Raw genomic sequence first — 26238 nt, forward strand, 5'->3', positions numbered from 1 at the left:
CGAGAGTATTACATGCGCTCGGGTGCGCTCACGCCCAGCAGGTTCAGGCCGTTTGCCAGCACCTGCTGCGCTGCATTGTTCAGCAGCAGGCGGGTACGGTGCAGGTCGGTGACCTCTTCATCAGCCTTGGGGGCGACGCGGGAGACACCGTACCAGCTGTGGTAGGCCGAAGCGAGCTGCTCCAGGTAGCGGTTCACGCGGTGCGGCTCGTAGAACTTCGCGGCATCACGCACAGCAGCCGGGAACTGGCCGAGTACAGCCAGCAGCTCACCGTCAGCAGCCGAGTCGAGCAGGGAGGTGTCCACGCCGTCCTCAACCTTCACGCCAGCCTCCGCGGCGTTACGTGCCACAGCGGCGGTACGTGCGTGAGCGTACTGCACGTAGTAGACCGGGTTCTCGTTGCTCTTGGAGGTCAGCAGGCCCAGGTCAATATCGATGGGGGTGTCCACCGAGTAGCGGGTCAGCTCGTAGCGTGCCGCGTCAACACCAACAGCCTCGACCAGGTCCTCGAGGGTGACCACGGTACCGGCGCGCTTAGACATACGGACGGGCTTGCCGTCCTTGACCAGGTTCACCAGCTGACCGATCATGACCTCAATCTGGTCGGCGCGGTAGCCAAGAATCTGGGCAATAGCCTTCAGACGGCCCACGTAGCCGTTGTGGTCAGCACCGAGCATGTAAATCGCCACGTCGGCGGGGTTTACCGCACGGGTCATCTTGTCCTGGTAGTAGGCGATATCGCCCGCCACGTAGGCGTGGTTACCGTCAGACTTGATGACCACGCGGTCCTTGTCGTCGCCGTAGTCGGTGGTGCGCATCCACCATGCGCCGTCGGCCTCGAAGAGCTGACCGTTCTCGCGCATGGTCTCGAGCAGGGCATCCACCTTGCCGCCTTCGAACACGGAGTTCTCGTGGAAGAACACGTCGAAGTGGGTGCCGAATGCCGCCAGAGACTCCTTAATCTGATCGAACATCAGGTGAGTACCGATTTCGCGGAAAATCTCTTCGGGGTTCTCAGCCTCAAGCGCGTCGGGGCGCTGAGCCAGAATCTGGTCCTTAATGTCAACAATGTACGCGCCAGCGTAGCCGTCCTCGGGGGTCTCCTCACCGCGGGCAGCGGCAATCAGGGAGCGCACGAAACGGTCAATCTGGGTGCCGTGGTCGTTGAAGTAGTATTCACGCACGACGTTAGCGCCCTCAGCCTCAAGGACGCGGGCGAGCGCATCACCGACGGCAGCCCAGCGGGTGCCGCCCAGGTGGATGGGGCCGGTGGGGTTCGCGGAGACGAACTCAAGGTTGATGGTCTTACCGGCGAACTTGTCGCTGCGGCCGTATGCTTCGCCAGCCTCAACGATGGTGGCGGCAAGCTCACCGGCAGCTGCGGCGTCCAGGGTGATGTTCAGGAAGCCGGGGCCAGCAATATCTACGGATGCAACACCGGGGATGGCGCCAATCTTCTCTGCCAGAAGAGCTGCTGCCTCACGCGGGTTCTTGCCCACCTTCTTAGCGAGCTGCAGAGCGACGTTGGTTGCCCAGTCACCGTGTTCGCGGGACTTGGGGCGCTCCACTCGGACGGCGGGCAGTTCAGCGCCCTCCACGAGGGTCAGCTGGCCGGAGGAAATGGTTTCTTCAAGGGCAAGCGCAATGGCTTCGGAGAGTTCTTCAGGAGTCATAACAAACTATTCTAGCAAGCCTTGGCTGGTGTCTGACCGTTTATCTGGTGCTTATCTGATACCATGGTGAGGTTGCCTCTGTAGCTCAGCGGATTAGAGCACCAGTTTCCGGTACTGGGGGTCGAAGGTTCGAATCCTTTCAGGGGCACGATGTTCTTATTCGAGAGGGAACACGGGAGCCGATATCCGAGGCGTATCGTTCGGGTATCGGCTCCTTTTTATTTAACTGCCCATGCCGGACTGCTCCCTCCCTTCACCCCCAGAGGCAGGAAACCTCAGAGGCAGGAGACCTCAGAGGGTGGACACTACCCACTTCCCTGTTGTGGCAACGCTCGCACCCTTGAGAGAATGGGGAAACGCGCACACCATTCCAATACGCACGGCCCAAGTCACGACAGCGGAGGTAACCCGATGACCACCATGCGCCAGATTCAGCTCACCGAATGGGGCGATGAAAGCGTTCTGCACGAAGCAAACGTGCCCATCCCCTCGCCGGTGCGCGGTCACGTGCTCATCAAGACGGTCGCCGCCGGTGTCAACCCGATTGATGTGACCACTCGCAAGGGTCTGGGTCCCGCCGCCCAGCTGGCAGATCCCTCATACAAGCCCTTCGTGCCCGGCTGGGATGTTGCGGGCACCGTGGTTGCTACCGCCGGCGACTACACGGGTTTTAAGGTGGGCGACGGCGTCTTTGGTCTTGTTTCTTTCCCCTCCCCCGCCGGTGCGTACGCCGAGTATGTTCTCGCTCCGGCGCATCAGCTGGTGAAGGTGCCCGCCGATGTTCCCTGCGCGCAATTGGGTGGCGCTCCCCTGGCGGCGCTGACCGCCTACCAGGCGCTCTTCGAGGTGGCGCGCTTGAAGGAGGGCGAGCGCGTGCTCATTCACGCCGGTGCCGGAGGCGTCGGTCACCTCGCCGTTCAGCTGGCGGCGCAGGCGGGCGCTCAGGTTTTTGCGACCGCCTCCGCGGCAAACCACGAGTTTGTGCGCTCGCTAGGTGCCCAGCCCATTGATTACCGCACCGAGGATTTCCGTGCCGTACTGGGTCAGACCATGGATGTGGTGCTCAATTCCACCGGTCAGCAGACCTTCCTCGATTCGCTGGAGGTGCTGGTTCCCGGCGGTCGTATTGTCACCCTGACCAGCCCCGACCCGCTGGATGTTGCGCGTGAGCGCGGCTTCGAGGCGCAGTGGCTGACGGTTCACCCGGACCGTGTGCAGATGCAGGAGATTGCCCGCCTCATGTCCCTGGGCCTGTTGAAGGTGCACGTGGATCAGGTGCTTGATTTTTCGCAGGCTGCGCAGGCTCACGCCCTGGTGGCGACGGGTCGCACCCGCGGCAAGATCGTACTGGTTCCCTAACGCGGCGCTGATTCATGCAGACTTCTGAGAGCGCGCCGAAGATTGAGGGCGCAATGAACGCTGAGGGAGCAATGAACGCTGAGAATACCGAGTACCGCTCCGGTTTTTACCGCGAGGCGGGCTTTTACGATGCCCACTCACTACCCGACTACGGTGCGCAGTCGCCGGTAGCTCGCGAGGCGTTCGCCTACGACTTCTTCCCCGCGGCTGCTGGAGCTTCAACTGCTGAAACTTCAGCTACCGAGCCTTCTTCCCCCGCGCCGCTACTGGTGTGGGTTCACGGTGGCGCCTGGCGCTTCGGCACCAACCAGGCCCTACGCGACACCATCCTGCGCACCCCTGACGTGGAGCAGCCCAACACCCAGGCGCTCATGCGCGCCGCTTTTCAGCAGGCAGGCTGGGCGGTCGCGTCCATCAACTACCGGTATTCGCATCAGGCGCTCTTCCCGGGCGCCCTGCACGATGTGAAGGAGGCGGTGCGTTTCTTCCGTGCCAACGCCCACGAGTTCGGTATCGACCCGCAGCGCATTGCGGTAGCGGGCGGAAGCGCCGGCGGGCACCTGAGCATGATGGTTGCGCATACGGGAGATTCCGCCGCCGGTAACTCTGTATATGGGGACTCTGCGAGCGCACCCGAGCACGAGGAATACTTTGAAGGCAGGGCGGCGAGCGCCTACCCGTCCCATAGTTCGCAGGTGGCGGCGGCGGCTTCGTTTTACGGGGTCAGCGATTTGAGGACCATCTTCACCGACCGCCCCCTGGCTGGCTACGCCCTCGATCACCCCGAGGATGATGGCGCCGAATGGCGTCTGCTGGGAAGCACCTACCCGGTGCCCGCAGATGCGTCTACCCTCGACGCTTCCCAGGGTGAGCGGGCGGTTCCGGGTGTCTGCCTCGAGCGTGCCCAAAAGAACTGGGAGCGTGCGCATCCTATTGATGCGGCACGCCCCCAGAAACAAGTGAACCCGAAACGAGTGAATAAGTTCGAAAGTGCCTTAGCACAGGGTGCAAGCGGCGGTGCCACTGCCACTGCCACGCCCCTCATGCTCGTGCACGGTATTAGTGATTCGTGTGTGCCGTACCAGCAATCGGTGCGGGTGTATCAGGCGCTGCGCACGCGGCAGGTGCCTACCGATTTGGTGCTGGTTCCGGATGCCGAACACGGGGATTCGCGCTGTTTTAGCCCCGAGATTGTTCAGCAGATGCTGCAATTTCTCAACCGCGCTGTTTAGTTCAATCGCGCGGTGTAGCCTGAGCGGTTCGACAGGTTAGCGAACGCGGCGGTTCACGTATTCGTGCTCAAGGCGGTAACGTTCGAGGTCATCAAAAGCAACGCGACGGTGCGTGTTAATGCGCTCGAACGGAATATCTCCGCGCTCCAGCAGGCGAACAACGGTCGGGCGGGATACGCCCAGGTAGTCTGCCGCCTCCTGCGTGGTCATCAGGCGGTCCTGGCGTACCACGCAGACATCCTTGCGGTCGGCGAATGCGCGCGCTACGGAGGTGAGGGGTCCGTACATTTCGGGAGAAATCTGTACGCGCTCGCCGTCGCCGGTCACCAGGTAGAGGGTTTCTTCGGCGCTGAGGCGGTCGAAGTGGGTGCGCAGACTCGCGTGAACGAGGGCTTGGAAGAGTTCTTCGCAGCGGTGGTGAATTTCTTCCTGCTGCCCATCTTCGCAGCAATCCAACACTGCAGCACGTGTTGCCGGGTACGTCTTTGGTGATGGCATAGTCACTCCTTCGTTACTGTGTTATTCACCACTGTAGCAGTTGAACGAAACTATCGAAAGAAAGTTAAGAGGCGCAGTTAATTCGCATCTGCGGCGCATATAATTCAGATGAATATTTATTAGCTATATATATAGCATTTGATGTCATTTATTGTATCTTAACTGTCCTTTTGAGGGCCATCATTCCGCCGCTACCCACACAGGGTTCCCGCGAACAAACCCAAATATGACAAACAAAGCACACCCCAAGCCCACCGCGGGCAAGGCGAGTACACTGGATAGGATATGTCTGAGCAGAAATCCACGAAGAAACACGCAGATACTTCTAAGGCCCCCCGCACCGCCCCCACCATGGCGAGCATGGCAGCCGCAATCCACGCGGCAAAGGTACGATCCTCCGAAAAAACCGCAGCTAAAACCGCTGAGAACAACGCGGTAAAAAATGGTGCCCCGAAGAAGGGTGCACAGAAGAACAGCGCCCAGAAGAATAGCGCAGACCGCAAGAACTCCTCCCACGGCGCATCCGAACGCAACTCCAACGCCTCCCGCTCCAACCGACGCGGAGGCGGTAACAACCGTGCCCGCAAGCAGGGCAACCAGCAGGGCGGTACCCAGGGCAACCAGCAGGGCGGCAACCAGCAGAACCGCCCGGCACCGCGCCGCTACGAGCCGCTCATCCCCGAGGTCATCACCTACCCCGAAGAGCTGCCCGTCAGCGAACGTCGCGAAGACATCATGAACGCGATCCGCGACAACCAGGTCGTCATCATCGCGGGTGAAACCGGCTCCGGTAAAACCACCCAGATCCCCAAAATGTGCCTCGACCTGGGCCTGGGCGCAAAGGGCCTCATCGGCCACACCCAGCCGCGCCGACTCGCCGCACGCTCCGTCGCCGAACGCATCGCCGAAGAACTCGGACAGAAAATCGGCGAAACCGTCGGCTACCAGGTGCGATTCACCTCCGAAGTTGGCGAACACAGCGCTATCAAACTCATGACCGACGGCATTCTGCTCGCCGAAATTCAGAACGACAAGCTACTGCGCCGCTACTCCACCCTCATCATTGACGAGGCGCACGAACGCAGCCTGAACATTGACTTCATCCTCGGCTACCTCAAGCGCATCCTGCCGCAGCGCCCGGATCTGAAGGTCATCATCACCTCCGCGACCATCGACCCGGAGCGTTTCGCGCGCCACTTCTCCCCCAGCTACGTGCCGGGCAAGGGCATCGTCGACGAAAACCTCAGCGCCGAAGAACGCGAAATCGCCGAAGCAATCCTGCCCGACGACGCGCCGCCCATCATTGAGGTGTCCGGCCGAACCTACCCCGTGGAAATCCGCTACCGCCCGCTCGACGAGGAAGACTACCTCAGCGACGACGAAATCGAAGACGACCACGACCCCACCGACGGCATCCTCGACGCCATCAAGGAACTCTCCAAGGAAGCCCCCGGCGACATCCTCATCTTCTTCTCTGGTGAACGCGAAATCCGCGACGCCAAAGACGCTATCGAGGCGATGGTCGCCAAGTCGCCGCGCCTGAACTACGAAGTGTTGCCCCTGTACGCGCGCCTCTCGCTCGCCGAACAGCACCGGGTGTTCTCCCCCGGATCGCGCCCGCGCATCGTGCTCGCCACGAACGTTGCCGAAACCTCGCTGACCGTGCCCGGCATCAAGTACGTCATCGACACCGGCACCGCCCGCATCTCCCGCTACTCGGCACGCACCAAGGTTCAGCGCCTGCCCATCGAACGCATCTCGCAGGCAAGCGCCAACCAGCGTTCCGGTCGATGCGGCCGCGTCAGCGACGGCATCGCAATCCGCCTCTACTCCGAAGAAGACTTCAACTCGCGCCCCGAGTTCACCGACCCCGAAATTCTGCGCACCAACCTCGCAGCCGTCATCCTGCAGATGATCGCAATCGGCGTGGTCCGCGAACCCGGCGACATCTCGCGCTTCCCGTTCGTGCAGCCGCCCGCATCCCGCGCCATCAACGACGGCGTGAACCTGCTGCGCGAACTCGGCGCACTCACCGAACGCCCCCGCGGCCCCCGCAAGGGCCGCGGCAATAGCGCAACCCTCACCGCCATCGGCCGAGCCATGGCGGCATTCCCCGTGGACCCGCGCCTCGCCCGCATGATCATCGAAGGTGGCCGCCGCAACTGCGCCAAGGAAATGATGGTGCTCGCCGCCGCCCTGACCATCCAGGACCCGCGCGAACGCCCCGCCGACGTGCGTGCCGAAGCCGACGCGATGCACGCCCGCTTCATCGACGACACCTCCGACTTCTCCTCCTTCCTGCTGCTCTGGGACTACATCAACGAGCAGCAGGCGGCGCTGTCCTCCTCGCAGCTGCGCAAAATGTGCCACCGCGAATACATCAACTACCTGCGCATCCGCGAATGGCAGGACCTCTTCGCCCAGCTACGCGAAATGGGACGCACCGCCAACATCCACGCCAGCGGCGGCAGGGACATCAACGCCTCCGCCCACGAAATCGATATCCACAAGAGCCTGCTCTCCGGCCTACTCTCCCACGTGGGCGTCAAGGAAGAACGCGAAAAGGACTCCAAGGGACGCAACCGCGGCCCCCGCGAATACCTCGGCGCACGCGGCACCAAATTCGCGATCTTCCCCGGCTCCGGCCTGTTCAAAAAGAGCCCCGACTGGGTGCTCTCCGCCGAACTCGTCGAGACCTCCCGCCTGTGGGCGCGCACCAACGCCTCCATCGACCCGCAGTGGATCGAAGAAATCGGCAAGCACCTCATCAGCGTGCAATACTCCGAACCGCACTGGTCGCTCAGCTCCGGCGCGGCAGTCGCCTACGCCAAGGGCACCCTCTTCGGCCTGACCATCTACGCCGACCGCCCCGTGCAGTACGCCCGCGTAGACGCCGCCGCAGCCCGCGAACTGTTCATCCAGTCCGCCCTCGTCGAAGGCCAATGGCACACCCAGCACAAGTTCTACCTGCGCAACCAGCGCGCCCTCGCCGAAGTCGAAGAACTCGAAGCACGCCTGCGCCGCCGCGACCTACGCGTGGACGACTCCGTGCTCTTCGCCTTCTACGATGCCCGTATCCCCGCCCACGTGACGGATGTGCGCGCCTTCGACAAGTGGTGGAAGCAGGCACGTCTCGAAGACGACAACTTCCTGGACTTCAACCCCGAGAAGCTCATTAACGAGGAAGCCGCCGACTACGACGACTCCCAGTTCCCCCGCCAGTGGGTGCAGCGCACCGACAGCGGCGAACTGACCCTCGACCTGCGTTACGAATACGCCCCCACCGCCGGCATCGGAGGCGCCCGCACCGACGCCGCCAAGCGCGACGGCGTAGCAGTCCAGGTACCCATCCTGTTCCTCAACCAGCTGAGCCCCGAACCGTTCCGCTGGCAAATCCCCGGCCTGCGCCACGAACTCGTCACTGCACTCATCAAATCGCTCCCCAAGGCGATTCGACGCAACTTCGTGCCCGCACCCGACGTGGCACGCGCCGCCTGCGCCGCCCTGGAAGAGGAATACTCCCCCGCCACCGACGAACTCATCCCCTCCCTCGCACTCGTACTACGCCGCCTGCGCGGCGTCGTTGTCGAGCCCGAAGCATTCAACTGGGACGCCGTGCCCGAACACCTGAAAATGGGATTCCAGGTGCGCAACGCACGCAACAAAATCCTGGGCGAAGGCAAGGACCTGCGCGCCCTGCAACAGCAGCTCCACAAGGAAATCCGCAGCGCCCTCGCCGACTCGCTCGGCGCATCTGACGACACCATGGCAAAAATGGTGGCGCTCGCCCAGGGCGGCACGGGCAACTCGGACGGCTCGGGCAACTCGGGCAGCTCCGCAGCTTCAGCCAAGAAGGGCGCGAAAAACGCACAGGGCGGCACCGCCCAGGCGGCACAACCGACCGATGCGCACGGCTCGCAGGTACGCGAAATCAGCGGCCTCACCGAATTCCCCGCCGACCTCTTCCCCAACGGAGAAATCCCCCGCAAGGTACAGCGCATCATCGCCACCCAGGCAGTCAACGGCTACCCCGCCCTCGTCGACGAAGAAACCAGCGTAGGCCTGCGTATCTTCCCCACCGAAGCCGAACAGCTCCACGCCCAGCGCCGCGGCATCATCCGCCTGCTCCAACTGCAGGTGCCCTCGCCCGTACGCTACGTGAGCGAACACCTCTCCCACAAGGAGAAAATCGTCTTCACGCAGAACCCGCACGGCTCCATCGACGAACTCATCCGCGACTGCACCGTCGCGGCACTCGACCACTTCGTGCCGCACACCCCCATCTTCACGTACGCCGAATACAGTGAACTCTACGAGCACGTGCGTGCCGAACTCATCGAGACGGTCTTCGACGTCACCAAGCTCGTCGCCGAAATCCTCTCCGAAGCCACCGCACTGAAGAAGGCCATCAAGAAGGCAACCTCGCTGACGACCATGCATGCCGTCTCCGACGTGAAGGCACAGATGGAGAACCTCGTCTACCCCGGATTCGTCGCACAAACCGGCTACGACCAGCTGGTTCACATCCCGCGCTACCTCAAGGCCGCCCAGGTACGCCTGACGAAGCTCGGCCCGAACCTGCACCGCGACAACCAGCTCATGCTCACCGTGCAGGACCTGGAAGACTCCTACGATAACGCGGTCAAGTCGCTCCCGGCAGGCACCATCGTGCCGGATGCGCTCCGCCGCGTGAACTGGATGATTGAGGAGCTGCGCGTCAGCTTCTTCGCCCAGGAGCTCGGCACCGCCTACACGGTGTCTGAGAAGCGCATTGCGAAGGCTCAGCGTGAGGCGCTAGACGCCATCAAGCGCTAGATTGTGAAGTTGTGCGGACGGCGGTGTTCGTCCTCGCTCCTACAGGGGCACCCGCCCTCGCAGAGCTCGGGCACCCTGATGTCGCTACGGACGACACCGCCTATCCGCGGTAGGTTCCCGCCTCAGCTTGCACACTATGAACGGCTAAGAGCCCCCACACAATCACCTCGTGTGGGGGACTCTTCTGTCTCTATGGTTTTCTGCACCCGGTGGGTCGGCAAGCTATGCACTTCCTCCGCTCCTGCGGGGGAACCCGCCGCACCCGGACGCTCCGCACCTCCTCGCTCCGCTAAGGAGAGCGCCCGGGGCGGCACCCTGATGTCGCTTCCGGAAGGTGCGGCGCTGGGGCACAATTTCAGCTCACCTGTCCGGCGGAGCCAGCAAAAAGTTGAGAAGGCGACAGCCCCCCCTCCCTTTCCAGTTCGTTATGCCGGTATCGCACACCCAAGCCCCGCACTTACTGAACCGGGGCCGAGTGTTTCACCTACGAGGTGGAGGGGCGGTGTCCTCCGCCGTGATTTCCGAGGCGCTGAGCGGTGCGAACGTATTTTCCGGATGCGCCCTCAGGGTGCCCGAAGCGAAGCGAGGGCGGGTCCCCTGCGACGGCGCGGAGGAAATATACGCAGCAACGCCTCTAAAACAAACACAAGTCAGCTGAGGAGTACCGCCCCTCTAACCAAAACCAAAAAGTTAAATACAAAACCCCTTAGCCGTAAAGCTAAGGGGTTTTCCTTTGTGCGCGATACTGGGATCGAACCAGTGACCTCTTCCGTGTCAGGGAAGCGCGCTACCGCTGCGCCAATCGCGCTCACAAAACAATTGTTTTGTTGCGAGGTGAGGACGGGATTCGAACCCGCGTACACGGCTTTGCAGGCCGCTGCCTAACCACTCGACCACCTCACCGCATACGCTCCACGAGGGAACGCGTTCGAACTCTTGGAGTCCTTACGAGCGGTTGACGAGACTTGAACTCGCGACATCCACCTTGGCAAGGTGGTGCTCTACCAACTGAGCTACAACCGCATATCAGCGTATTCAATTTGAATCATTCCGAGGAGTTTTTCGCTCCGTCGTGCTGACAGGTAAATACTATACGGGGTTTTTGAGTGTTTGCCAAATCTTTTGTTAGACACCTCGTGTTCCGCGTGTTTCCGGGGTAAAACGGGGTATTTTGCGTCTTTTTTGGGCTGTGCGAGCAAAATTTATTTTCATGGTGCCGGTCACATTTTCGGGGTTTTGGCGTGGTTATTGGTCCCGTGAGGGTAGCGGCGGGCACACGATGCCCCGCACGATGCTCGTCCAGAGTCCACAAAATCTGCTCAGCATCTACAAAATCCGCCGAGTATCCACAATTTTTTCACAAGAGAACGCGCAAGGGAGGGGCGGGGAACCAGGCTCCCCGCCCCTCCCCTATGAAAACCGCGTCCGCTAAAACGCTTGGCTCATGGTTTTAGAGTTCTTCGAAGAAGAGGCGTTCGTAGACCTTGCGGGCGTTACGGGTTTGGCGCAGGTAGTCCTCTTCGAGGGCGCGTGCGCTGCCGGCGGGGTATCCGCACCAGCGGGCGATTGCTTCCAGGTCGGCGCGTCCCGAGGGTAGGGTGTCGGATTGGCGCACGCCGCGCAGTACGTTGCCGCCGCGAATCTTCGTGGCGAGCAACCAGGCGCCGCTGAGGATTTCAGCGTCCGCTGCCTCGACCAGCCCCGCCTCAACCGCCGCATCCAGCGCCTTCAGGGTGGAGGTGGTGCGCAGCCCCGGCACGGCGTGCGCGTGGCGTAGCTGCACGAGCTGGACCAGCCATTCCACGTCAGAGAGTCCGCCGCGGCCGAGCTTGAGCTGGCGGGTGCGGTCGGCACCGTGCGGCATGCGTTCGTTCTCAACGCGCGCCTTCATGCGGCGAATCTGCTGCACCTGTTCGGGCGTGAAAGTTGCCGGGTAGCGGTACGGGTCGATGAGCTCCACGAAAGCCTCGCCGAGCGCCTCGTCGCTGGCGATGGGGCGGGCGCGGGTGAGCGCCTGGAATTCCCAGGTTTCCGCCCAGCGTTCGTAATAGGAGCGGTAGGAGTCCAGCGAGCGCACAATAGCGCCCTGCTTGCCTTCGGGGCGCAGGTCGGCGTCCACTTCGAGGGGCCGTTCGGCGCGAATGGCGGGCTTGACGGGCTGTTTGAGGAGCGCCAGGGTGCGGTTGACGATGCGTGCTGCCTGTTCCTGTGCGGCGTCTTCGTCGACCCCGTCGAGGGGTTCGTGGACGAACATGACGTCCGCGTCGGAGCCGAAGCCGTTCTCTGCGCCGCCGAGGCGGCCCATGCCGATGACGGCGATGCGGGTGAGCAGCTTCTCCCCCGCTGTTTCCTCAGCTTCGGCGGCTTCGGTAGCTTCGGCGGCTTCGGCAGGTTCAGCGCCTTCCGGTGCCGCCTGGAGTTCACGCAGGGCAATCTGCAGCGCCGCACCGATCGTGCACTCGTCGATCGCGGCAAGACCGGCGCAGGTGTCCTCAATGTCGACGATGCCCAGGGTCCAGCCCATGGCGGTGCGCAGGGTTTCGCGGCGGCGCAGGTAGCGCACGGCGCGCATCGCCTCGGCGGCGTCCTCGTGGCGTGCCAGCAGGGAGGAAATCTCGGAGGCGAGCGCCTCCTCCCCCAGCGGTTTGAGGTCGGCGACCTTGTCCAGCCAGGCGATGGAGGCGGAGGCGTCCTCGAGCAGGTCGGTCATGAGGCGCGAACTCGAGAGCAGCTGGCTGAGGCGTTCGGCGGCTGCGGGTGAGTCGCGGAGCATGCGCAGGTACCAGCTGGTGCTACCGAGCGATTCGGAGACGATGCGGAATCCGAGCAGGCCAGCGTCCGCGTCCACGCCGCAGGCGAACCAGCCCAGGAGCACGGGCATGAGGTGCCGCTGAATGTCTGCACTGCGGGAAAGTCCCGTGGTGAGCGCCTTGATGTGGCGCATGGCGCCGCGCGGGTCGCGGTAGCCGAGGGCGGCAAGACGGTCCTGTGCCGCCTGTTCGCTGAGCACCACTTCGTCGCGGCTGAGCGTGGAGACGGCGGCGAGCAGCGGGCGGAAGAAGATGCGCTCGTGCAGTGAACGGACGTTCCGTTTAATTTTCTGCCACGCCTTGAGCATCTGCTCGGCGGAGAGCGTGCCGTTGCGTTCCGGGGACAGGATCGAGCGGGCGAGGGCGCGCTGTTCGGCGTCTTTCTCGGGCATCAGGTGGGTGCGGCGCAGCTGCTGCAGCTGGATGCGGTGCTCGAGCACGCGCAGCTTCTTGTAGTCGCGGCTGAACGCTTCGGCGTCGGTGCGGCTAATGTAGCTGACGGCGGTCAGCGCCGCCAGGGAATCCACGGTGGACTTGGTACGCACGGCGGGGTCAGTTCGACCGTGCACGAGCTGCAGCAGCTGCACGGTGAACTCAATATCGCGCAGGCCGCCCGGGCCCAGCTTAATCTGGCGGTCCACCTGGTTCGAGGGAATATTGTCGGTCACGCGGGCGCGCATGGCCTGCACGGATTCCACGAAGGATTCACGGGCGGCGGACTCCCACACGAAGGGGTCGATTGCGCGGGCGTAGCGGGCGCCCAGCTGCGCCGAACCGGCGATGGGGCGCGCCTTGAGCAACGCCTGGAACTCCCAGTTTTCGGCCCAGCGCTTGTAGTACTGAACGTAGGATTCGACGGTTCGAACAAGCGGGCCGTCCTTGCCTTCGGGGCGCAGGTTCGCGTCGACCTCCCAGAGGGCGGGTTCGGGTGCGGGGCCCATGATGGCGCGGGTGAGGGCGTGCACGAGCTCCGTGCCGATGGTGGAACATTCGTTCTCGGTGAGCTTGAGCGGGGCGCTCTCCCTCTCCGCCCCGGTATTGGGTACGGCGGCGGGTTCTACGGGTGCAACCACGTACACCACGTCAACGTCAGAGATGTAGTTCAGCTCGCGGGCACCGCACTTACCCATGCCGATAATCGCCAGGTCCAGGGCGTCTACGGCTTCGCCTCGGCGAGGAGCCGCCAGGCCGGGGCCCAGCCCCTCCGCTACCTCGGTACGCGCAATGGCGAGCGCACCCTCCAGCGCGGCGGCGGCCAAATCAGCGAGGTGACGACCGATGGTGGGCATCATTTCGACCGGGTCTTCACAGCACACGTCGAGCAGGGCGATGCGAGCCAGGGCGGCGCGGTAGGCAACGCGCAGGGTCACGTAGCCGTCCTTGCCGGTCTGCTCGACGGCAGCGCGCGGACGCTCCGCACGGGGGTCGGCGCCGAGGGCGGTGAGGATATCGCGACGGTAGGGGGTGTCCAGCGGTGCGATGGGGGTCAGGAATTCCCCGTCGGTTTCCGGCAGAATCGACGCCGGGTGCTGGGAACGAATCAGCACGCTCTCAGCCGGGTACACCTGCGTGTCGAAGAGCGGGTCGATGAGCTCGGGGCGGCGGTAGAGAAAATCGCCAATCGCCTGGGAGGCACCAAGCAGTCGGTACATGCCGAATTCTTCTTTGCCGCGGTTGGCGCGCTCGGCGACCGCCGGGTGCTTCTCGATGAGGCGCACGAGGGCGGGCAGGGCAATATCCGGTGAGGGGGCGAGGTGCAGCCCGGCAAAGAGCGCATCCTGCGAGACGTGCTTCAGTTCGGGTGCGTTGAGCCAGCGTTCGGCCTTGGACGGGTCGTGGAAGCCGGTGGCAATCATGCGGGTGTGCAGGCGCAGCTGGGCTTTGCGTTCGGCTTCGGCACGTTGTTCGTCGTCGAGTGCGTCGGGGGCGATGTCGGTGAGCGGTTTGGGCTCTTTGGCGGGGTCGATAATGCGAATGAGCCCGGTGGCCGGGTAGTGGGAGCTGTCAGTCATAGCGTGAGAACTGGGGGTTGAGAGTAGATCCGTGGGGTGGAAAGTATGGGTGGAGAGTAAAAATTTCGGCGGCTAAAATTTCGGCGGCTAAAATTTCGGCGGCTAAAAAGCGGTGAACGGTGTAGCAGATAGGTGCAATTGATAGACCTGTGGGCGGTACCCGCCGGCGTGTTACCGGTAGCGGGTACCGCCCTGAAGCTGTCATCGCTCACTCACCGCCAGAGGAGGTGAGAAGAGCCAGCCGTTAGAGGATTCCGAGGTTGTGCTTGAGCTCGTAGGGGGTCACCTGAGCCTGGTACTGGTCCCAGTCGGCGCGCTTATTGCGCAGGAACTGCTCGAAGACCTGCTCACCCAGAACCTCCGCCATGAACTCGGATTCTTCGGTGAGGTTAATGGCTTCACGCAGGGATGCGGGCAACGGGTTATAGCCCATGGCACGGCGTTCGGCGTTGGTCATGGCGGCGAGGTCTTCGGTCACGGCGGGCATGAGCGGGTACTCGTTTTCGATGCCCTTCAGGCCTGCGGCGAGAATCACCGCGTAGGCGAGGTACGGGTTCGATGCCGAGTCCAAACCGCGGTACTCGATGCGTGCGGACTGCATCTTGTTCGGCTTGTACAGGGGCACACGTACGAGGGCGGAGCGGTTGTTGTGGCCCCAGGAGACGTAGGAGGGTGCCTCGCCGCCGCCCCAGAGACGCTTGTAGGAGTTGATGAACTGGTTGGTGACCGCGGTGAATTCGGGGGCGTGCTTGAGCACACCGGCGATGAAGTGGCGTGCGGTCTTGGACAGCTGGTATTCGGCACCGGCTTCGAAGAATGCGTTGGTGTCGCCTTCGAAGAGGGAGAAGTGGGTGTGCATGCCGCTGCCGGCGTACTTGGTGAAGGGTTTGGGCATGAAGGTTGCGTACATGCCCAGCGAGTAGGCGACTTCCTTGATGACGGTGCGGAAGGTCATGACGTTGTCGGCGGTCTGCAGGGCGTCGGCGTGGCGCAGGTCGATTTCGTTCTGGCCGGGGCCGGTTTCGTGGTGGCTGAATTCGACGGAGATGCCGACTTCTTCGAGCATGGTCACTGCCTTGCGGCGGAAGTCCTGCACGATGCCGCCGGGGGTGTGGTCGAAGTAGGATTCGTAGTCCACGGGCACGGGGAATCCGTCGGCGCCGAGCTTGGAGGATTCGAGCAGGTAGAACTCAATTTCGGGCGAGGTGTAGCAGGTGAAGCCCATCTCGGCCGCCTTGTTGAGCACGCGCTTGAGCACGCCGCGAGTGTCGGAGGCGCTGATCTCGCCGTCGGGGGTGAGCACGTCACAGAACATGCGGGAGGTGTAGTCTTCCTCGCCGCGCCAGGGCAGGATCTGGAAGGTGGAGGGGTCCGGCTGCAGCAGCATGTCGGATTCGTAGATGCGGGAGAAGCCCTCAATCGAGGAGCCGTCAAAGCCCAAGCCCTCATCGAAGGCGCTTTCTACTTCAGCCGGTGCGAGCGCAACGGATTTGAGGGTGCCGACCACGTCGGTGAACCAGAGGCGGATGAAGCGGATGTCGCGCTCTTCGATGGTGCGCAGTACGAATTCCTGTTGGCGGTCCATGAGTTGCCCTCTCGGTGCGGGCGCGCATCCGCGTGGTACCCGTCTGTGGGTAGCGGAGGCGCGCTAAATTTGCTGCCGAGGCGCGGAAGACCCTGCATGTCCCATGGGTTCCAGAAGATTCCAGAGGGTTGCGGCGGGCGGCGTGCCAGCGGTGCTGGCGCCTCCTTGCCCCGGCGTGTGTCCTGTTGTTATCTAGCCTATCGGGTTCTGCTGTGCGGCGGGTGGGTGGGAGGTTTCGTTTGTGTAAATTCTCGCTTGTGTGCTCTCGCTTGTGTGTTCTCGCTTGTGTGCCGCGGTAGCTCAGATTTTGGGCGGTGCCGGGGGACGGAGGGTGACCGCTCCCCCGCTTTCGCTACGGTCGGGTGGTTACTTCTTATCTATGTCTGCCTATCTGTGCCCAGATAGTCGGCATATGACGGTTCGCGGGGCGTGTTCGGGGTCGCCTTGCGATAATGGGGGTATGCTACATTCCATTCTTCTCTCGACTGTGCAGTTTCCGCTGGCGCAGCTTCCGTTGGCGACCAGCATCGTTGCTGCCGACCCCACCGGTTTAGAATGGCTGCTGCTCATTGCGGCGCCTGTTGTTTTCTGTATTGTCTACCTGGCGTGCATCATGGCAATTGCGGCGTTTGGTCCGCTGGTCATGAGGAACAACAAGTCGGGCGGTGCGACCTACCTGCTGGACCGCCCTTCCCGCGTGGCGTTTAGGACTCGCACCGTGGCGTTCTTTGCTGTGGTGGGTGCGTTTGTGGAGCTTCTGTGGCTCGGTTATACGGGTCGTGTGGGGTCGATTGCGGTCATTCCGATTCTTCTCTTCACGTGGTCGTGGAAGTTCGCGTTCTTCTTCCTGCCGCTGCAGCTGATTCGTGCCTGGTATGTACACGCGACGCGCGGCAAGTATGATGCTCTGTCGGCTGAGGGCGCTCAGCGCCGTGAGAAGCTGAACCGTAAGAGCGCCTACGAGGTGTCGAAGATGATGCAGCGTGAGCCGCAGCAGTTCGCGATGAGCAAGGAGCTGCATAATCTGGCGCGCGGTCAGAAGATTGCGGGTGTGCGTCCGTTCCAGAACCTTGATGAGGCGGGCAAGAAGCGCCGCACGAACTATACGGTGGAGTTGGCTGTGGCGCTCATGCAGGCGCGTGCCATGAACCCCGGCAAGCTTCCGTCGGAGGCGTTCGGTGAGGGCATCCTGGGCATGGGTGTTGGCATGACGTCTGATCGGGCGGTGGAGCAGACCTGGCTGACTCTGTGTACGGAGCGCGTCAACGCGCCGGACGCGCCGAACTACCCGGATTCGCTGTACCCGGTGGCGGCTCGTTTTTCGCTGTTTACCACGATGTCGCTGTTGCAGCCGGTGATGGGTCGTCCCTATTCGCCGTTTACCGCGCCGGATGCGCGCCGTTTTGTTCCGCGTGATTTCTCGGCGGATACCGTGCTGTTGAAGACTGAGGAGCTGGGCAAGAAGGCTCTGGCGCAGAGCGCGATTTTCCGTCAGCTTCATGAGCGTCTTCTGCCCCTACATCAGCAGCAGCCTCAGCTGGTGGATGGCCGCGCCCTGGCGTATTGCGGTGCCCTGCATGCGACTGTGGCGAAGGCGGAGGCGCAGAGCCAGCGTCTGACGAGCCAGATTCTGGCGGCGGCAGCTTCTGAGCGCGGCATCCTGCCCTATGGCTTGTTCTCGCAGATTGCTGAGGATTATCAGTGTGTTCAGCGTCTGCTGAATCTGATGGTGAAGGCGACCGCCAACATTGAGCGTTTCATGAACGCGGTGGAGGCGCTGGTGCAGATGCATTCCGGTCCGGTTCAGCCGTCCGGTATTGCGTACGAGAAGGTGCAGATGGAGTACATCGCTGCTCTTCTGGAGGTTATTGTCTTCTCTTCACACGCCCCGCTTGCCGGTTCTATTCAGGCGTCGTACGCCCTGCTGAAGGCAGACTATGAGGCATTTACGTTCAACACTACCGATGAGTTGAGCCGCAGCTACTGGTTGCAGTACGCGAAGAACGCGGTGAGCGCATGCGATACCGGTCTATCTCAGGGCTACGAGGGTTTCTTCGGCTCTGATGATGCGGCGAAGACAGCGTGGGAGTCCTACGCGGAGGACGTCGTGAAGGAAGTCTGCACCTACTCGATCACCCAGCTCTACTGGGATGCGCTGGTGCAGCAGGCGCTCATTCAGCGCGATCTGCCGCGCGAGTTTGAGGATGCTTCTTCCGCTATTCCGGAGCTGATGAATAAGAACGCCGCTGCGTCGTTCCCGACCTACTACATCAACCTCATCTGGAACTAGGCATAGTTGTTCCCTCGTGGTGAGCGGTACGCCAGGTTGGAGCCGTACAGGGTTAGAATAGTCAGCATGACTACTGAGCGTTCTTCCGAGATCTCTTCGCCCTACGCGGCACAGCCTGCCGCTACCTCCGCGGATGCTCCCGCTTCTGCTAACGCATCGAAGCCTTTTGACCTGGACACCGTCAAGAAGGTGCGTACCGTTCACCTGGCGCAGGCTAAGGCGACCGGGCAGAAGTTCTCCATGCTGACCTGCTATGACGCCCTGACCGCGCAGATTTTTGATCGCGCGGGCATCGACATGCTGCTGGTGGGTGATTCTGCGGCGAATGTGGTGCTCGGTTACGAGTCGACCCTGACCATTACCCTGGATGAGATGATTCCGATGGTTGCGGCGGTTTCTCGCGGCGCTTCCCGCGCCATGGTGGTTGCCGATTTGCCGTTTGGTTCGTACGAGCAGTCCCCGCAGCAGGCGGTGGCGAGTGCTGTTCGCCTGATGAAGGAGGGCGGCGCGCACGCGGTCAAGATTGAGGCGGACGCTTCGATGACCGAGTGGGTTCGTGCCCTGGTGCGTACCGGTATTCCGGTGGTGGCTCATGTTGGTTTCACCCCGCAGTCGGAGCATGCCCTGGGTGGTTTCCGGGTTCAGGGCCGCGGCGATGCGTCTGCGCGTGTTCGTGAGGATGCGGTGGCGTTGGCTGAGGCTGGCGCGTTCTGCGTGCTCATGGAGATGGTAACCACCCAGACCGCGCAGCTGGTGGATGAGGCTGTGGGCGCCGTGCCGACTATCGGCATTGGTGCCTCGAATGTGACGACCGGTCAGGTGCTGGTGTGGCAGGACATGATGGGTGTTCGTGCCGGTCGCGTGCCGCGTTTTGTGAAGCAGTTTGCGCAGGTTGGCCAGGTCATGGAGGACGCTGCGCGCGCCTATCGTGAGCAGGTTCGTTCGGGTGAGTTCCCGGCGGCTGAGCACACCTTTGAGTAGGCTTTAGGCTGAGAAAAGGCTTATGCAGAAAGCCTGAGAAAAAAGCTTGATGAAGAAAGACCCCCGTACCCGGTGCTTCCGGGTGCGGGGGTCTTCTGTGTCTCAAACTTTTTGTGGTGTTGGTAGCCTCAAACAACGCCGGGAGCGTTGAATCTTTAGAGCCAGCCGCCGTCCTTTTCCCAGACGTCGTTGCGTTCGCGGGCGCGGTCCATGGCGTGTGCCGCCTCCTCGTAGGTTTTGAAGGGGCCCCACAGGGAGGTGACGGCGCTCTGCTGGCCGCGTTCCACCTGACCGGTTTTGAGGTTGTACCAGTACTCTTCGGGGTGCGGGCTGGTGGCTTCGGTCGCGGAGTTCAGGGTCTTTTCGACCGCCGATTCGATGGCTTCGCTCAGGCGGTTTTTCTTCTCACTCACGGGTTCTCCTTCGACAGTGCGGGGTTGGTGTTTCTAGCTTCTCACGCGCATAGGTTCGTGGCAATGAGGCGGGCGGAGTTTCTCACGGCGCTCCCCCTCCACGATCTTCTGTCCCGGTCTTCCGCTGCGCGCCGTTTTGCCGCTAGCGTGCATGAAATTTTATTCACAATCTGGGAAAAAGGTACGGCTTATGTATCCGCCGCTTTTTAGCGCCCCCGCAAGGGACACAACCCGCCCACGCCCGGTAAGATGAAACTATGTCTTCAACCAAAACGAACACTTCGCATAATCTTCCCGCAGAGCCCGGTCGCGCACCCGTCGGTTGCCTGACCCCCGGACGCGTCACCCCCATGCGCCCGGTCCCCTCGCACATTGTTCGCCCCGAGTACGTGGGTAAGCCCACCGCCAACGAGGGTAACGACTCGAACATGTACACCCCCGAGGAAGTTGAGCGGGTTCGCGCAGCCGGCAAGATCGCGGCAGGCGCCATCGTTGAAGCATCCAAGATTTGCGTGCCCGGCACCACCACCGACGAAATTGACGTGCTGGTCCACGAGTACATTTGCGACCACGGCGCGTACCCCTCCACCGTGGATTACCGCGGCTACCCCAAGTCCGTGTGCACCTCCCTGAACGAGGTCATCTGCCACGGCATCCCGGACTCCACCGTGCTGGAGGACGGCGACATCCTCAACCTGGACGTCACCGCATACCTGGACGGCATGCACGGCGACACCAACAAGACCCTGCTCATCGGCAACGTGGACGAAGAGTCCCGCCTGCTTGTTGAGCGCACCGAGGAGTCCCTGAACCGTGCAATTAAGGCTGTGAAGCCGGGCCGCCAGATCAACGTGATCGGTCGCGTCATTGAGAAGTATGCGGCTCGCTTCGGTTACGGCGTGGTTCGCGACTACACCGGTCACGGTGTGGGTCGTGAGTTCCACTCGGGCCTCATCATCCCCCACTACGATGCGGCACCCGCCTACGACACCGAGATCCGTGAGGGCATGATTTTCACGATCGAGCCTATGCTGACCCTCGGCACCATCGAATGGGACCTGTGGGATGACGACTGGACCGTGGTCACCCGCGACCGCAAGCGCACCGCACAGTTCGAGCACACCCTCGTGGTGACCGCTGACGGCGCAGACATCCTCACCCTGCCCTAAAGCGCAGACCTCTGGGTTTCCTGCTTGTAGAGATACGACTTGTACAGATACGGCAGGTACGAGCCCAGCACCTCACTTTTATATCAGTTCACCCACTAACAAACCCGCCCGCTCCCCCAGTTACACGGCAGTAGGCGGGACGAAAGAGAGAAAACCATGAGCGATTACGCAGAACCCGGCGTCATCACCGAACTGCCCGCACCCACCCCCAAGGACCTGCAGATTGGTGTGGACATTGGAGGCACCGGCATTAAGGGCGGCATCGTTGACCTGCGCACCGGTAACCTCGTGTCCGACCGCTTCCGCATCGACACCCCCAAGCCCGCAACCCCCGCCGCTGTGGCTGAGGTTGTACGCCGCGTAGTTGATGAGCTGCAGGGCCGCGACCTGGCACCGGACCCCGAGTCCGCTGTCGGTATCGACTTCCCCGCAGTGGTGAAGAACGGTATGGTCTTCTCCGCAGCGAACGTGGACGACTCCTGGATTAACACCGACCTGGAGCAGGTCATGAGCGAGGCGCTGGACGGCCGCACCGTCTACGGCCTCAACGACGCTGACGCAGCCGGCCTGGCTGAGGCAACCTACGGTCAGGGCCGTAACCGTGACGGCCTGATTGCTGTCATCACTCTGGGTACCGGCATCGGCTCCGCCCTCATCAACGACGGTAAGCTGATCCCGAACACCGAGCTGGGTCACCTGGAGATTGACGGCCACAACGCCGAGTCTCAGGCTTCCGCGCGTGCCCGCGAGGTGCACGAGCTGTCCTGGAAGAAGTACGGCAAGCGCCTGTACCGCTACTTCGAGCACGTTCAGATGCTCTTCTCCCCCGACCTGTTCATCATCGGCGGCGGCATCTCCAAGAACCCGGAGAAGTTCATGCCCTACTTTGAGGATCAGATTCGTACCCCCATGGTCATGGCTGCCCTGCGCAACAATGCCGGTATTGTGGGTGCGGCACTGTGGGCTGGCGGTATGCTGCCTGAGCGTCAGCGCCGCGGCGAAGCGTAAGAGCGTGCCTCCCGCTATCCGCGTCGGATAGCGCTTCACTTACGTACGAAGGGACCGCCTTCCGATTCACTCGGAAGGCGGTCCCTTCATGTTTAGTAGTACCCAGCTACCCGCGGCTACCGGCTGAGTTAGCTAGGTTTAGTTAGTTACTGAGCTAAATAGTTACTGGGCGATGCGGTCCTCACGCAGACGCGCAATCGCCTCCTCAAAGTCTTCAAGGTTCTCAAAGGCCTGGTACACGCTCGCAAAACGCAGGTAGGCGACCGCGTCCAGCTTCGACAGCGGCTCCAGGATGGTCAGACCCACCTCGTGCGCGTTAATCTCCGCCAGACCGCGAGCACGAATCAGCTCCTCAACTTCCTGGGCGAGCTTCGCCAAATCGTCCTCACCCACGGGGCGGCCCTGGCATGCCTTACGCACGCCGGCGGCAATCTTCGAACGGTCGAAGGGCTCGGTCACGCCGGAACGCTTAATCACCGAAATGGTGGTGGTTTCAACGGTCGTGAAGCGGCGAGCGCAGGAGGTGCACTGGCGGCGGCGGCGAATTGCGGCGCCGTCATCGGTGGTGCGGGAATCGACCACGCGCGAGTCGGTGTGCTTGCAATAGGGGCAGTACATTCATTTCTCCTTGGCTGGGCGCTAGCGCCCGCGTATACAGCGCTCAAGAATATTTATACCTATTCTACCGTGATATACAGCGCAGACGCCGTATGTTGTGAGTGAATATACGCTCAGGGTGGACTCTGCTATGCAGAATCCACCCTGTCATTCCCCTCACGGGGGTGTTATTAGCGCGCGTTGTTAGCGTCGAACGCAGCTCGGACCGAAAATCGTTTTGATTTCACCGAAGAGGCTCGGGTTCGGCTCCACGCGCACACTCGGGTCCAGCAGCACCAGCTGCTCCTTATCGCGGGTACGCACGAGCATGCGCACATCCGCGGTGCCCTTGTGGTCGCGCAGGGTCTCCTTCAACTCCTTCAGGTTCGCCTCGGTCACCAGGTACTCGGGTACCACGATGGTGATGGGGGCGGCGCGGCCGTCATCGCTGATTTCCAGAATCTGCAGTTCCTGCGCGCTCATGTTCACGCTGCCGTCGTCGCGGCGCTGCACGCGGCCACGAATCGAGCAGATGAGGTCGTCAGCCAGGGCGGCGCCCATCGTCTCGTAGGCGCGGGAGAAGAACATGACCGTAATGGTTGCGCCCGAGGGGTCTTCCAGCTCCACGGAGGCGTACTGGTTACCGCTGGACTTGGCGATACGGCGCGAAACGCCGGTGAGCATACCCGCAATGGTGACGGTTTCGCCGTCGCGCACGTGCGAGTCTTCACCGATGATGTCGTGCACCGAATGGCTTGCCGCGTCCGAGAGCGCACGCTCCAGGCCGCGCAACGGATGGTCCGAAACGTACAGGCCCAGCATGTCACGCTCAAAGTTCAGCTTTTCACGGCGGTCCCATTCAGGAACATCAGGAATGGTCACGGTCAGTTCATCGCCCAGGGCGTCATCCATGCCGAGGGAACCGAAGAGGTCGAACTGACCCGCCGCCTCCTTACGCTTGACCGCCACGGCCGCGTCCACTGCCGCCTCGTGGATGAGGGACAGCGAACGGCGCGTGTGGCCCAGGTCGTCGAAAGCGCCCGCCTTAATGAGCGACTCGATGGTGCGCTTATTGCACACCTGCAGCGGCACCTTCTTCAGGAAGTCGTTGAAGGACTCGTAGCGGCCCTTCTCCTCGCGGGCGGCAATCATGCCTTCGACCACGTTCGCGCCCACGTTACGGATCGCGCCCATACCGAAGCGGATATCGTCACCGACAGGGGCGAAGGTCAGGGTGGACTCGTTCACATCCGGTGCGAGCACGGTAATGCCCATGGCGCGGCACTCATTCAGGTACAGCGCAAGCTTGTCCTTGTTATCGCCCACGCTGGTCAGCAGCGCAGCCATATACTCCTGCGGGTAATGCGCCTTCAGATACGCCGTCCAGTACGACACCAGACCGTACGCGGCCGTGTGCGCCTTGTTGAACGCGTAGTCAGAGAACGGCAGCAGAATATCCCAGAGCGCCTTAATAGCGCCCTCAGAGTAGCCGTTAGAAATCATGCCGTCGTGGAAGGTAGCGTACTGCTTATCCAGCTCCGCCTTCTTCTTCTTACCCATTGCACGGCGCAGAAGGTCTGCCTCACCCAGAGTGTAGTTCGCGACCTTCTGAGCAATCGCCATCACCTGCTCCTGATACACAATCAGGCCGTAGGTGGTGTCCAGAATGTCCTTCAGCGGCTCTTCCAGCTCGGGGTGAATCGGCTCAATCTCCTGCTTACCGTTCTTACGCAGAGCGTAGTTGGTGTGCGAGTTCGCACCCATCGGGCCCGGACGGTACAGCGCCAACACTGCCGAAATGTGCTCGAATTCCTCAGGCTCCATGAGCTTGAGCAGCGAGCGCATCGGGCCGCCATCGAGCTGGAACACGCCGAGGGTATCGCCGCGCGCCAGCAGACGGTACGATTCCGGGTCATCCAGCGAGAGAGATTCAAGGTCCAGGTCAATGCCTCGGTTAGCCTTAATATTCTCCACCGCATCAGAGATGATGGTGAGGTTACGCAGACCCAAGAAGTCCATCTTGATCAGGCCCAGGCCCTCACAAGTGGGGTAATCGAACTGGGTGATGACCTGGCCGTCGGCCTCGCGGCGCATCACGGGGATCACGTCGATGAGGTCCTTGCTGGACATAATCACGCCCGCAGCGTGCACGCCCCATTGACGCTTCAGACCCTCCAGGCCCTTCGCGGTTTCGAACACCTGGCCGTAAATCTTATCGACCGGGTCCTCAATGAGGGCGCGCAAATCTGCCGCCTCGGCGTAACGCTTATCCTCTTCGTTGTACACGTTTGCCAGGGCAATGTTCTTACCCATGACGTCCGGCGGCATCGCCTTGGTGAGGCGCTCGCCGACCGAGTATGGCTGGTCCATCACGCGGGAGGCGTCCTTGAGCGCCTGCTTCGCCTTAATGGTGCCGAAGGTGACGATCTGTGCGACCTTCTCTTCACCGTACTTTTCGGTCACGTAGTCGATGACTTCGCCGCGGCGACGATCGTCAAAGTCCACATCGAAGTCGGGCATGGAGACGCGGTCGGGGTTGAGGAATCGCTCAAAGATCAGGTCGTGGTCGAGCGGGTTCAGGTCGGTAATACGCATCGCGTACGCGACCATGGAGCCTGCACCGGAGCCACGGCCGGGGCCCACGCGAATACCGTTGCGCTTCGCCCAGTTGATGAAGTCGGCGACCACGAGGAAGTAGCCGGGGAAGCCCATGGAGGTAATAACCCCCACCTCGTACTCTGCCTGCTTGCGCACGGCGTCGGGAACACCCTGCGGGAAGCGGTAGTGCAGGCCCTTCTCGACCTCCTTCACGAACCAGGATTCCTCGTTTTCGCCTTCGGGCACGGGGAAGTTCGGCATGTAGTTCGCCTTGGTGTTGAACTCCACGTTGCAGCGTTCAGCGATTTCGAGGGTGTTCTCACACGCGCCGGGAATGTCGCCGAACAGGGCGTACATTTCTTCAGCCGAGCGCAGGTAGAAGTTATCCGCGTCGAATTTGAAACGCTTGGGGTCGGTGAGGGTCGAGCCGGACTGCACGCACAGCAGCGCCGCGTGGGCGGTGTGGTCTTCCTGGCGGGTGTAGTGCAGGTCGTTGGTGGCGACGAAGGGCAGGTTCAGCTTCTTGGCGAGGCGGTGCAGATCCTCCTGGACGTTGCGTTCAATATCCAGGCCGTGGTCCATGACCTCGCAGTAGAAGTTGTCCTTACCAAAAATATCGCGGAATTCACTCGCCGCCTTGACTGCCTCGTCGAACTGGCCCAAGCGCAGGCGCGTCTGAACCTCACCGGAGGGGCAGCCGGTGGTGGCAATCAGGCCCTTCGAGTAGGTCTGCAACACCTCACGGTCCATACGCGGCTTGTACAGCTGACCTTCCAGCGACGCAATCGAGGAGGCACGGAACAGGTTGTGCATGCCCTCGGTGGTTTCAGCCCACATGGTCATGTGGGTGTACGCGCCACCACCGGAGACGTCGTCGCGGGAACCGTCACCCCAGCGCACACGCGAACGGTCAGTGCGGTGCGTGCCGGGGGTCAGGTACGCCTCCACACCAATGATGGGCTTGATGTCGTGCGCTTTAGCCTGCTTCCAGAAGTCGAAGGCACCAAAGAGGAAGCCGTGGTCACTGGTCGCCATGGACTTCATGCCGAGTTCTTTAGCGTAGGTGAACAGGTCACCCAGGCGCGCGGCACCGTCGAGCATGGAGTACTCGGTGTGCACGTGCAGGTGCGTAAATTCTTTGGTTGCCACGGGAATCTCCTGGAGGTGTGGGCTGGAGGATGGGCGGTGAATGTGATGC

The 26238-nt window shown here is 62.1% G+C and carries 14 protein-coding genes and 4 tRNA genes; 8 read left to right on the forward strand and 10 right to left on the reverse strand.

Going from position 1 to position 26238, the window contains the following annotated elements; all coding sequences use genetic code 11:
- Positions 1-8: 8 nt before the first annotated feature.
- Positions 9-1673, reverse strand: coding sequence for an arginine--tRNA ligase (gene argS / locus ACP3RB_RS05090; RefSeq protein ID WP_296704392.1), 1665 nt, complete (start codon positions 1671-1673; stop codon positions 9-11).
- Positions 1674-1747: 74 nt separating this feature from the next.
- On the opposite strand from argS, the gene ACP3RB_RS05095 reads away from it, so the two are divergent.
- The 3 genes from ACP3RB_RS05095 (at position 1748) to ACP3RB_RS05105 (ending at position 4264) form a co-directional block, all read left to right on the forward strand.
- A tRNA-Arg gene (locus tag ACP3RB_RS05095) sits at positions 1748-1821 on the forward strand.
- Positions 1822-2084: 263 nt separating this feature from the next.
- The gene (locus ACP3RB_RS05100; protein WP_426698699.1) at positions 2085-3032 is read left to right on the forward strand and encodes an NADP-dependent oxidoreductase; all 948 of its coding nucleotides are present in this window, start codon (positions 2085-2087) and stop codon (positions 3030-3032) included.
- A gap of 14 nt (positions 3033-3046) precedes the next feature.
- Positions 3047-4264 (forward strand): prolyl oligopeptidase family serine peptidase, encoded by a 1218-nt coding sequence (locus ACP3RB_RS05105; protein WP_426698700.1) that lies wholly within the window; start codon positions 3047-3049, stop codon positions 4262-4264.
- Between the two features lie 36 nt (positions 4265-4300).
- Here ACP3RB_RS05105 and ACP3RB_RS05110 read toward each other — a convergent pair whose 3' ends face one another.
- Entirely contained in the window at positions 4301-4762 is a 462-nt protein-coding gene (locus tag ACP3RB_RS05110) for a helix-turn-helix domain-containing protein (protein ID WP_060823654.1), read from the reverse strand.
- A gap of 285 nt (positions 4763-5047) precedes the next feature.
- On the opposite strand from ACP3RB_RS05110, the gene hrpA reads away from it, so the two are divergent.
- Entirely contained in the window at positions 5048-9577 is a 4530-nt protein-coding gene (gene hrpA / locus ACP3RB_RS05115) for an ATP-dependent RNA helicase HrpA (RefSeq protein WP_426698701.1), read from the forward strand.
- A 736-nt stretch (positions 9578-10313) separates the two neighbouring features.
- Here hrpA and ACP3RB_RS05120 read toward each other — a convergent pair.
- The 5 genes from ACP3RB_RS05120 to glnA form a co-directional block, all read right to left on the reverse strand.
- Positions 10314-10385: transfer RNA gene (locus ACP3RB_RS05120), tRNA-Val, on the reverse strand.
- A gap of 24 nt (positions 10386-10409) precedes the next feature.
- Positions 10410-10480, reverse strand: a tRNA-Cys gene (locus ACP3RB_RS05125).
- Positions 10481-10527: 47 nt separating this feature from the next.
- Positions 10528-10600 (reverse strand) — tRNA-Gly (locus tag ACP3RB_RS05130).
- A 427-nt stretch (positions 10601-11027) separates the two neighbouring features.
- On the reverse strand, positions 11028-14399 hold the full coding sequence (locus tag ACP3RB_RS05135; protein WP_426698702.1) for a bifunctional [glutamine synthetase] adenylyltransferase/[glutamine synthetase]-adenylyl-L-tyrosine phosphorylase: 3372 nt from the start codon (positions 14397-14399) through the stop codon (positions 11028-11030).
- Positions 14400-14643: 244 nt separating this feature from the next.
- Positions 14644-15984, reverse strand: a complete 1341-nt coding sequence (glnA, locus tag ACP3RB_RS05140; RefSeq protein WP_294644726.1) for a type I glutamate--ammonia ligase — start codon at positions 15982-15984, stop codon at positions 14644-14646.
- Positions 15985-16444: 460 nt separating this feature from the next.
- On the opposite strand from glnA, the gene ACP3RB_RS05145 reads away from it, so the two are divergent.
- Both ACP3RB_RS05145 and panB read left to right on the forward strand, forming a co-directional pair.
- Entirely contained in the window at positions 16445-18274 is a 1830-nt protein-coding gene (locus tag ACP3RB_RS05145; protein WP_426698703.1) for a geranylgeranyl pyrophosphate synthase, read from the forward strand.
- 66 nt (positions 18275-18340) lie between these two features.
- Positions 18341-19255 (forward strand): 3-methyl-2-oxobutanoate hydroxymethyltransferase, encoded by a 915-nt coding sequence (gene panB / locus ACP3RB_RS05150; protein ID WP_426698704.1) that lies wholly within the window; start codon positions 18341-18343, stop codon positions 19253-19255.
- A 155-nt stretch (positions 19256-19410) separates the two neighbouring features.
- Here panB and ACP3RB_RS05155 read toward each other — a convergent pair whose 3' ends face one another.
- Positions 19411-19668 (reverse strand): hypothetical protein, encoded by a 258-nt coding sequence (locus tag ACP3RB_RS05155; RefSeq protein WP_426698705.1) that lies wholly within the window; start codon positions 19666-19668, stop codon positions 19411-19413.
- A 257-nt stretch (positions 19669-19925) separates the two neighbouring features.
- Here ACP3RB_RS05155 and map point away from each other — a divergent pair, with 257 nt between their 5' ends.
- Positions 19926-20837 carry a type I methionyl aminopeptidase gene (map, locus tag ACP3RB_RS05160; RefSeq protein WP_049350342.1) on the forward strand — a complete coding sequence of 304 codons (912 nt, stop codon included), beginning with the start codon at positions 19926-19928 and terminating at the stop codon, positions 20835-20837.
- Between the two features lie 156 nt (positions 20838-20993).
- A complete protein-coding gene (gene ppgK, locus ACP3RB_RS05165) occupies positions 20994-21845 on the forward strand; it encodes a polyphosphate--glucose phosphotransferase (protein WP_311452552.1) in 852 nt (283 codons plus the stop codon).
- A 162-nt stretch (positions 21846-22007) separates the two neighbouring features.
- Here ppgK and nrdR read toward each other — a convergent pair whose 3' ends face one another.
- Both nrdR and dnaE read right to left on the reverse strand, forming a co-directional pair.
- A complete protein-coding gene (gene nrdR / locus ACP3RB_RS05170) occupies positions 22008-22463 on the reverse strand; it encodes a transcriptional regulator NrdR (protein ID WP_005506525.1) in 456 nt (151 codons plus the stop codon).
- A 183-nt stretch (positions 22464-22646) separates the two neighbouring features.
- Positions 22647-26189 (reverse strand): DNA polymerase III subunit alpha, encoded by a 3543-nt coding sequence (dnaE, locus tag ACP3RB_RS05175; RefSeq protein ID WP_426698706.1) that lies wholly within the window; start codon positions 26187-26189, stop codon positions 22647-22649.
- Between the last annotated feature and the right edge of the window lie 49 nt (positions 26190-26238).

This window comes from Rothia mucilaginosa (genome assembly GCF_049990865.1).
In the GTDB taxonomy this organism is placed as follows: domain Bacteria; phylum Actinomycetota; class Actinomycetes; order Actinomycetales; family Micrococcaceae; genus Rothia; species Rothia mucilaginosa_I.

What these genes read in the sequence shown, in the direction of transcription:
- glnA (WP_294644726.1), bottom strand. Translation starts at nt 15,984, where the DNA reads ATGGACCGCCAACAGGAATTCGTACTGCGCACCATCGAAGAGCGCGAC.
- ACP3RB_RS05105 (WP_426698700.1), top strand. Translation starts at nt 3,047, where the DNA reads ATGCAGACTTCTGAGAGCGCGCCGAAGATTGAGGGCGCAATGAACGCT.
- ACP3RB_RS05145 (WP_426698703.1), top strand. Translation starts at nt 16,445, where the DNA reads ATGCTACATTCCATTCTTCTCTCGACTGTGCAGTTTCCGCTGGCGCAG.
- ACP3RB_RS05100 (WP_426698699.1), top strand. Translation starts at nt 2,085, where the DNA reads ATGACCACCATGCGCCAGATTCAGCTCACCGAATGGGGCGATGAAAGC.
- ppgK (WP_311452552.1), top strand. Translation starts at nt 20,994, where the DNA reads ATGAGCGATTACGCAGAACCCGGCGTCATCACCGAACTGCCCGCACCC.
- map (WP_049350342.1), top strand. Translation starts at nt 19,926, where the DNA reads ATGTCTTCAACCAAAACGAACACTTCGCATAATCTTCCCGCAGAGCCC.
- panB (WP_426698704.1), top strand. Translation starts at nt 18,341, where the DNA reads ATGACTACTGAGCGTTCTTCCGAGATCTCTTCGCCCTACGCGGCACAG.
- nrdR (WP_005506525.1), bottom strand. Translation starts at nt 22,463, where the DNA reads ATGTACTGCCCCTATTGCAAGCACACCGACTCGCGCGTGGTCGATTCC.
- hrpA (WP_426698701.1), top strand. Translation starts at nt 5,048, where the DNA reads ATGTCTGAGCAGAAATCCACGAAGAAACACGCAGATACTTCTAAGGCC.
- ACP3RB_RS05110 (WP_060823654.1), bottom strand. Translation starts at nt 4,762, where the DNA reads ATGCCATCACCAAAGACGTACCCGGCAACACGTGCTGCAGTGTTGGAT.
- argS (WP_296704392.1), bottom strand. Translation starts at nt 1,673, where the DNA reads ATGACTCCTGAAGAACTCTCCGAAGCCATTGCGCTTGCCCTTGAAGAA.
- ACP3RB_RS05135 (WP_426698702.1), bottom strand. Translation starts at nt 14,399, where the DNA reads ATGACTGACAGCTCCCACTACCCGGCCACCGGGCTCATTCGCATTATC.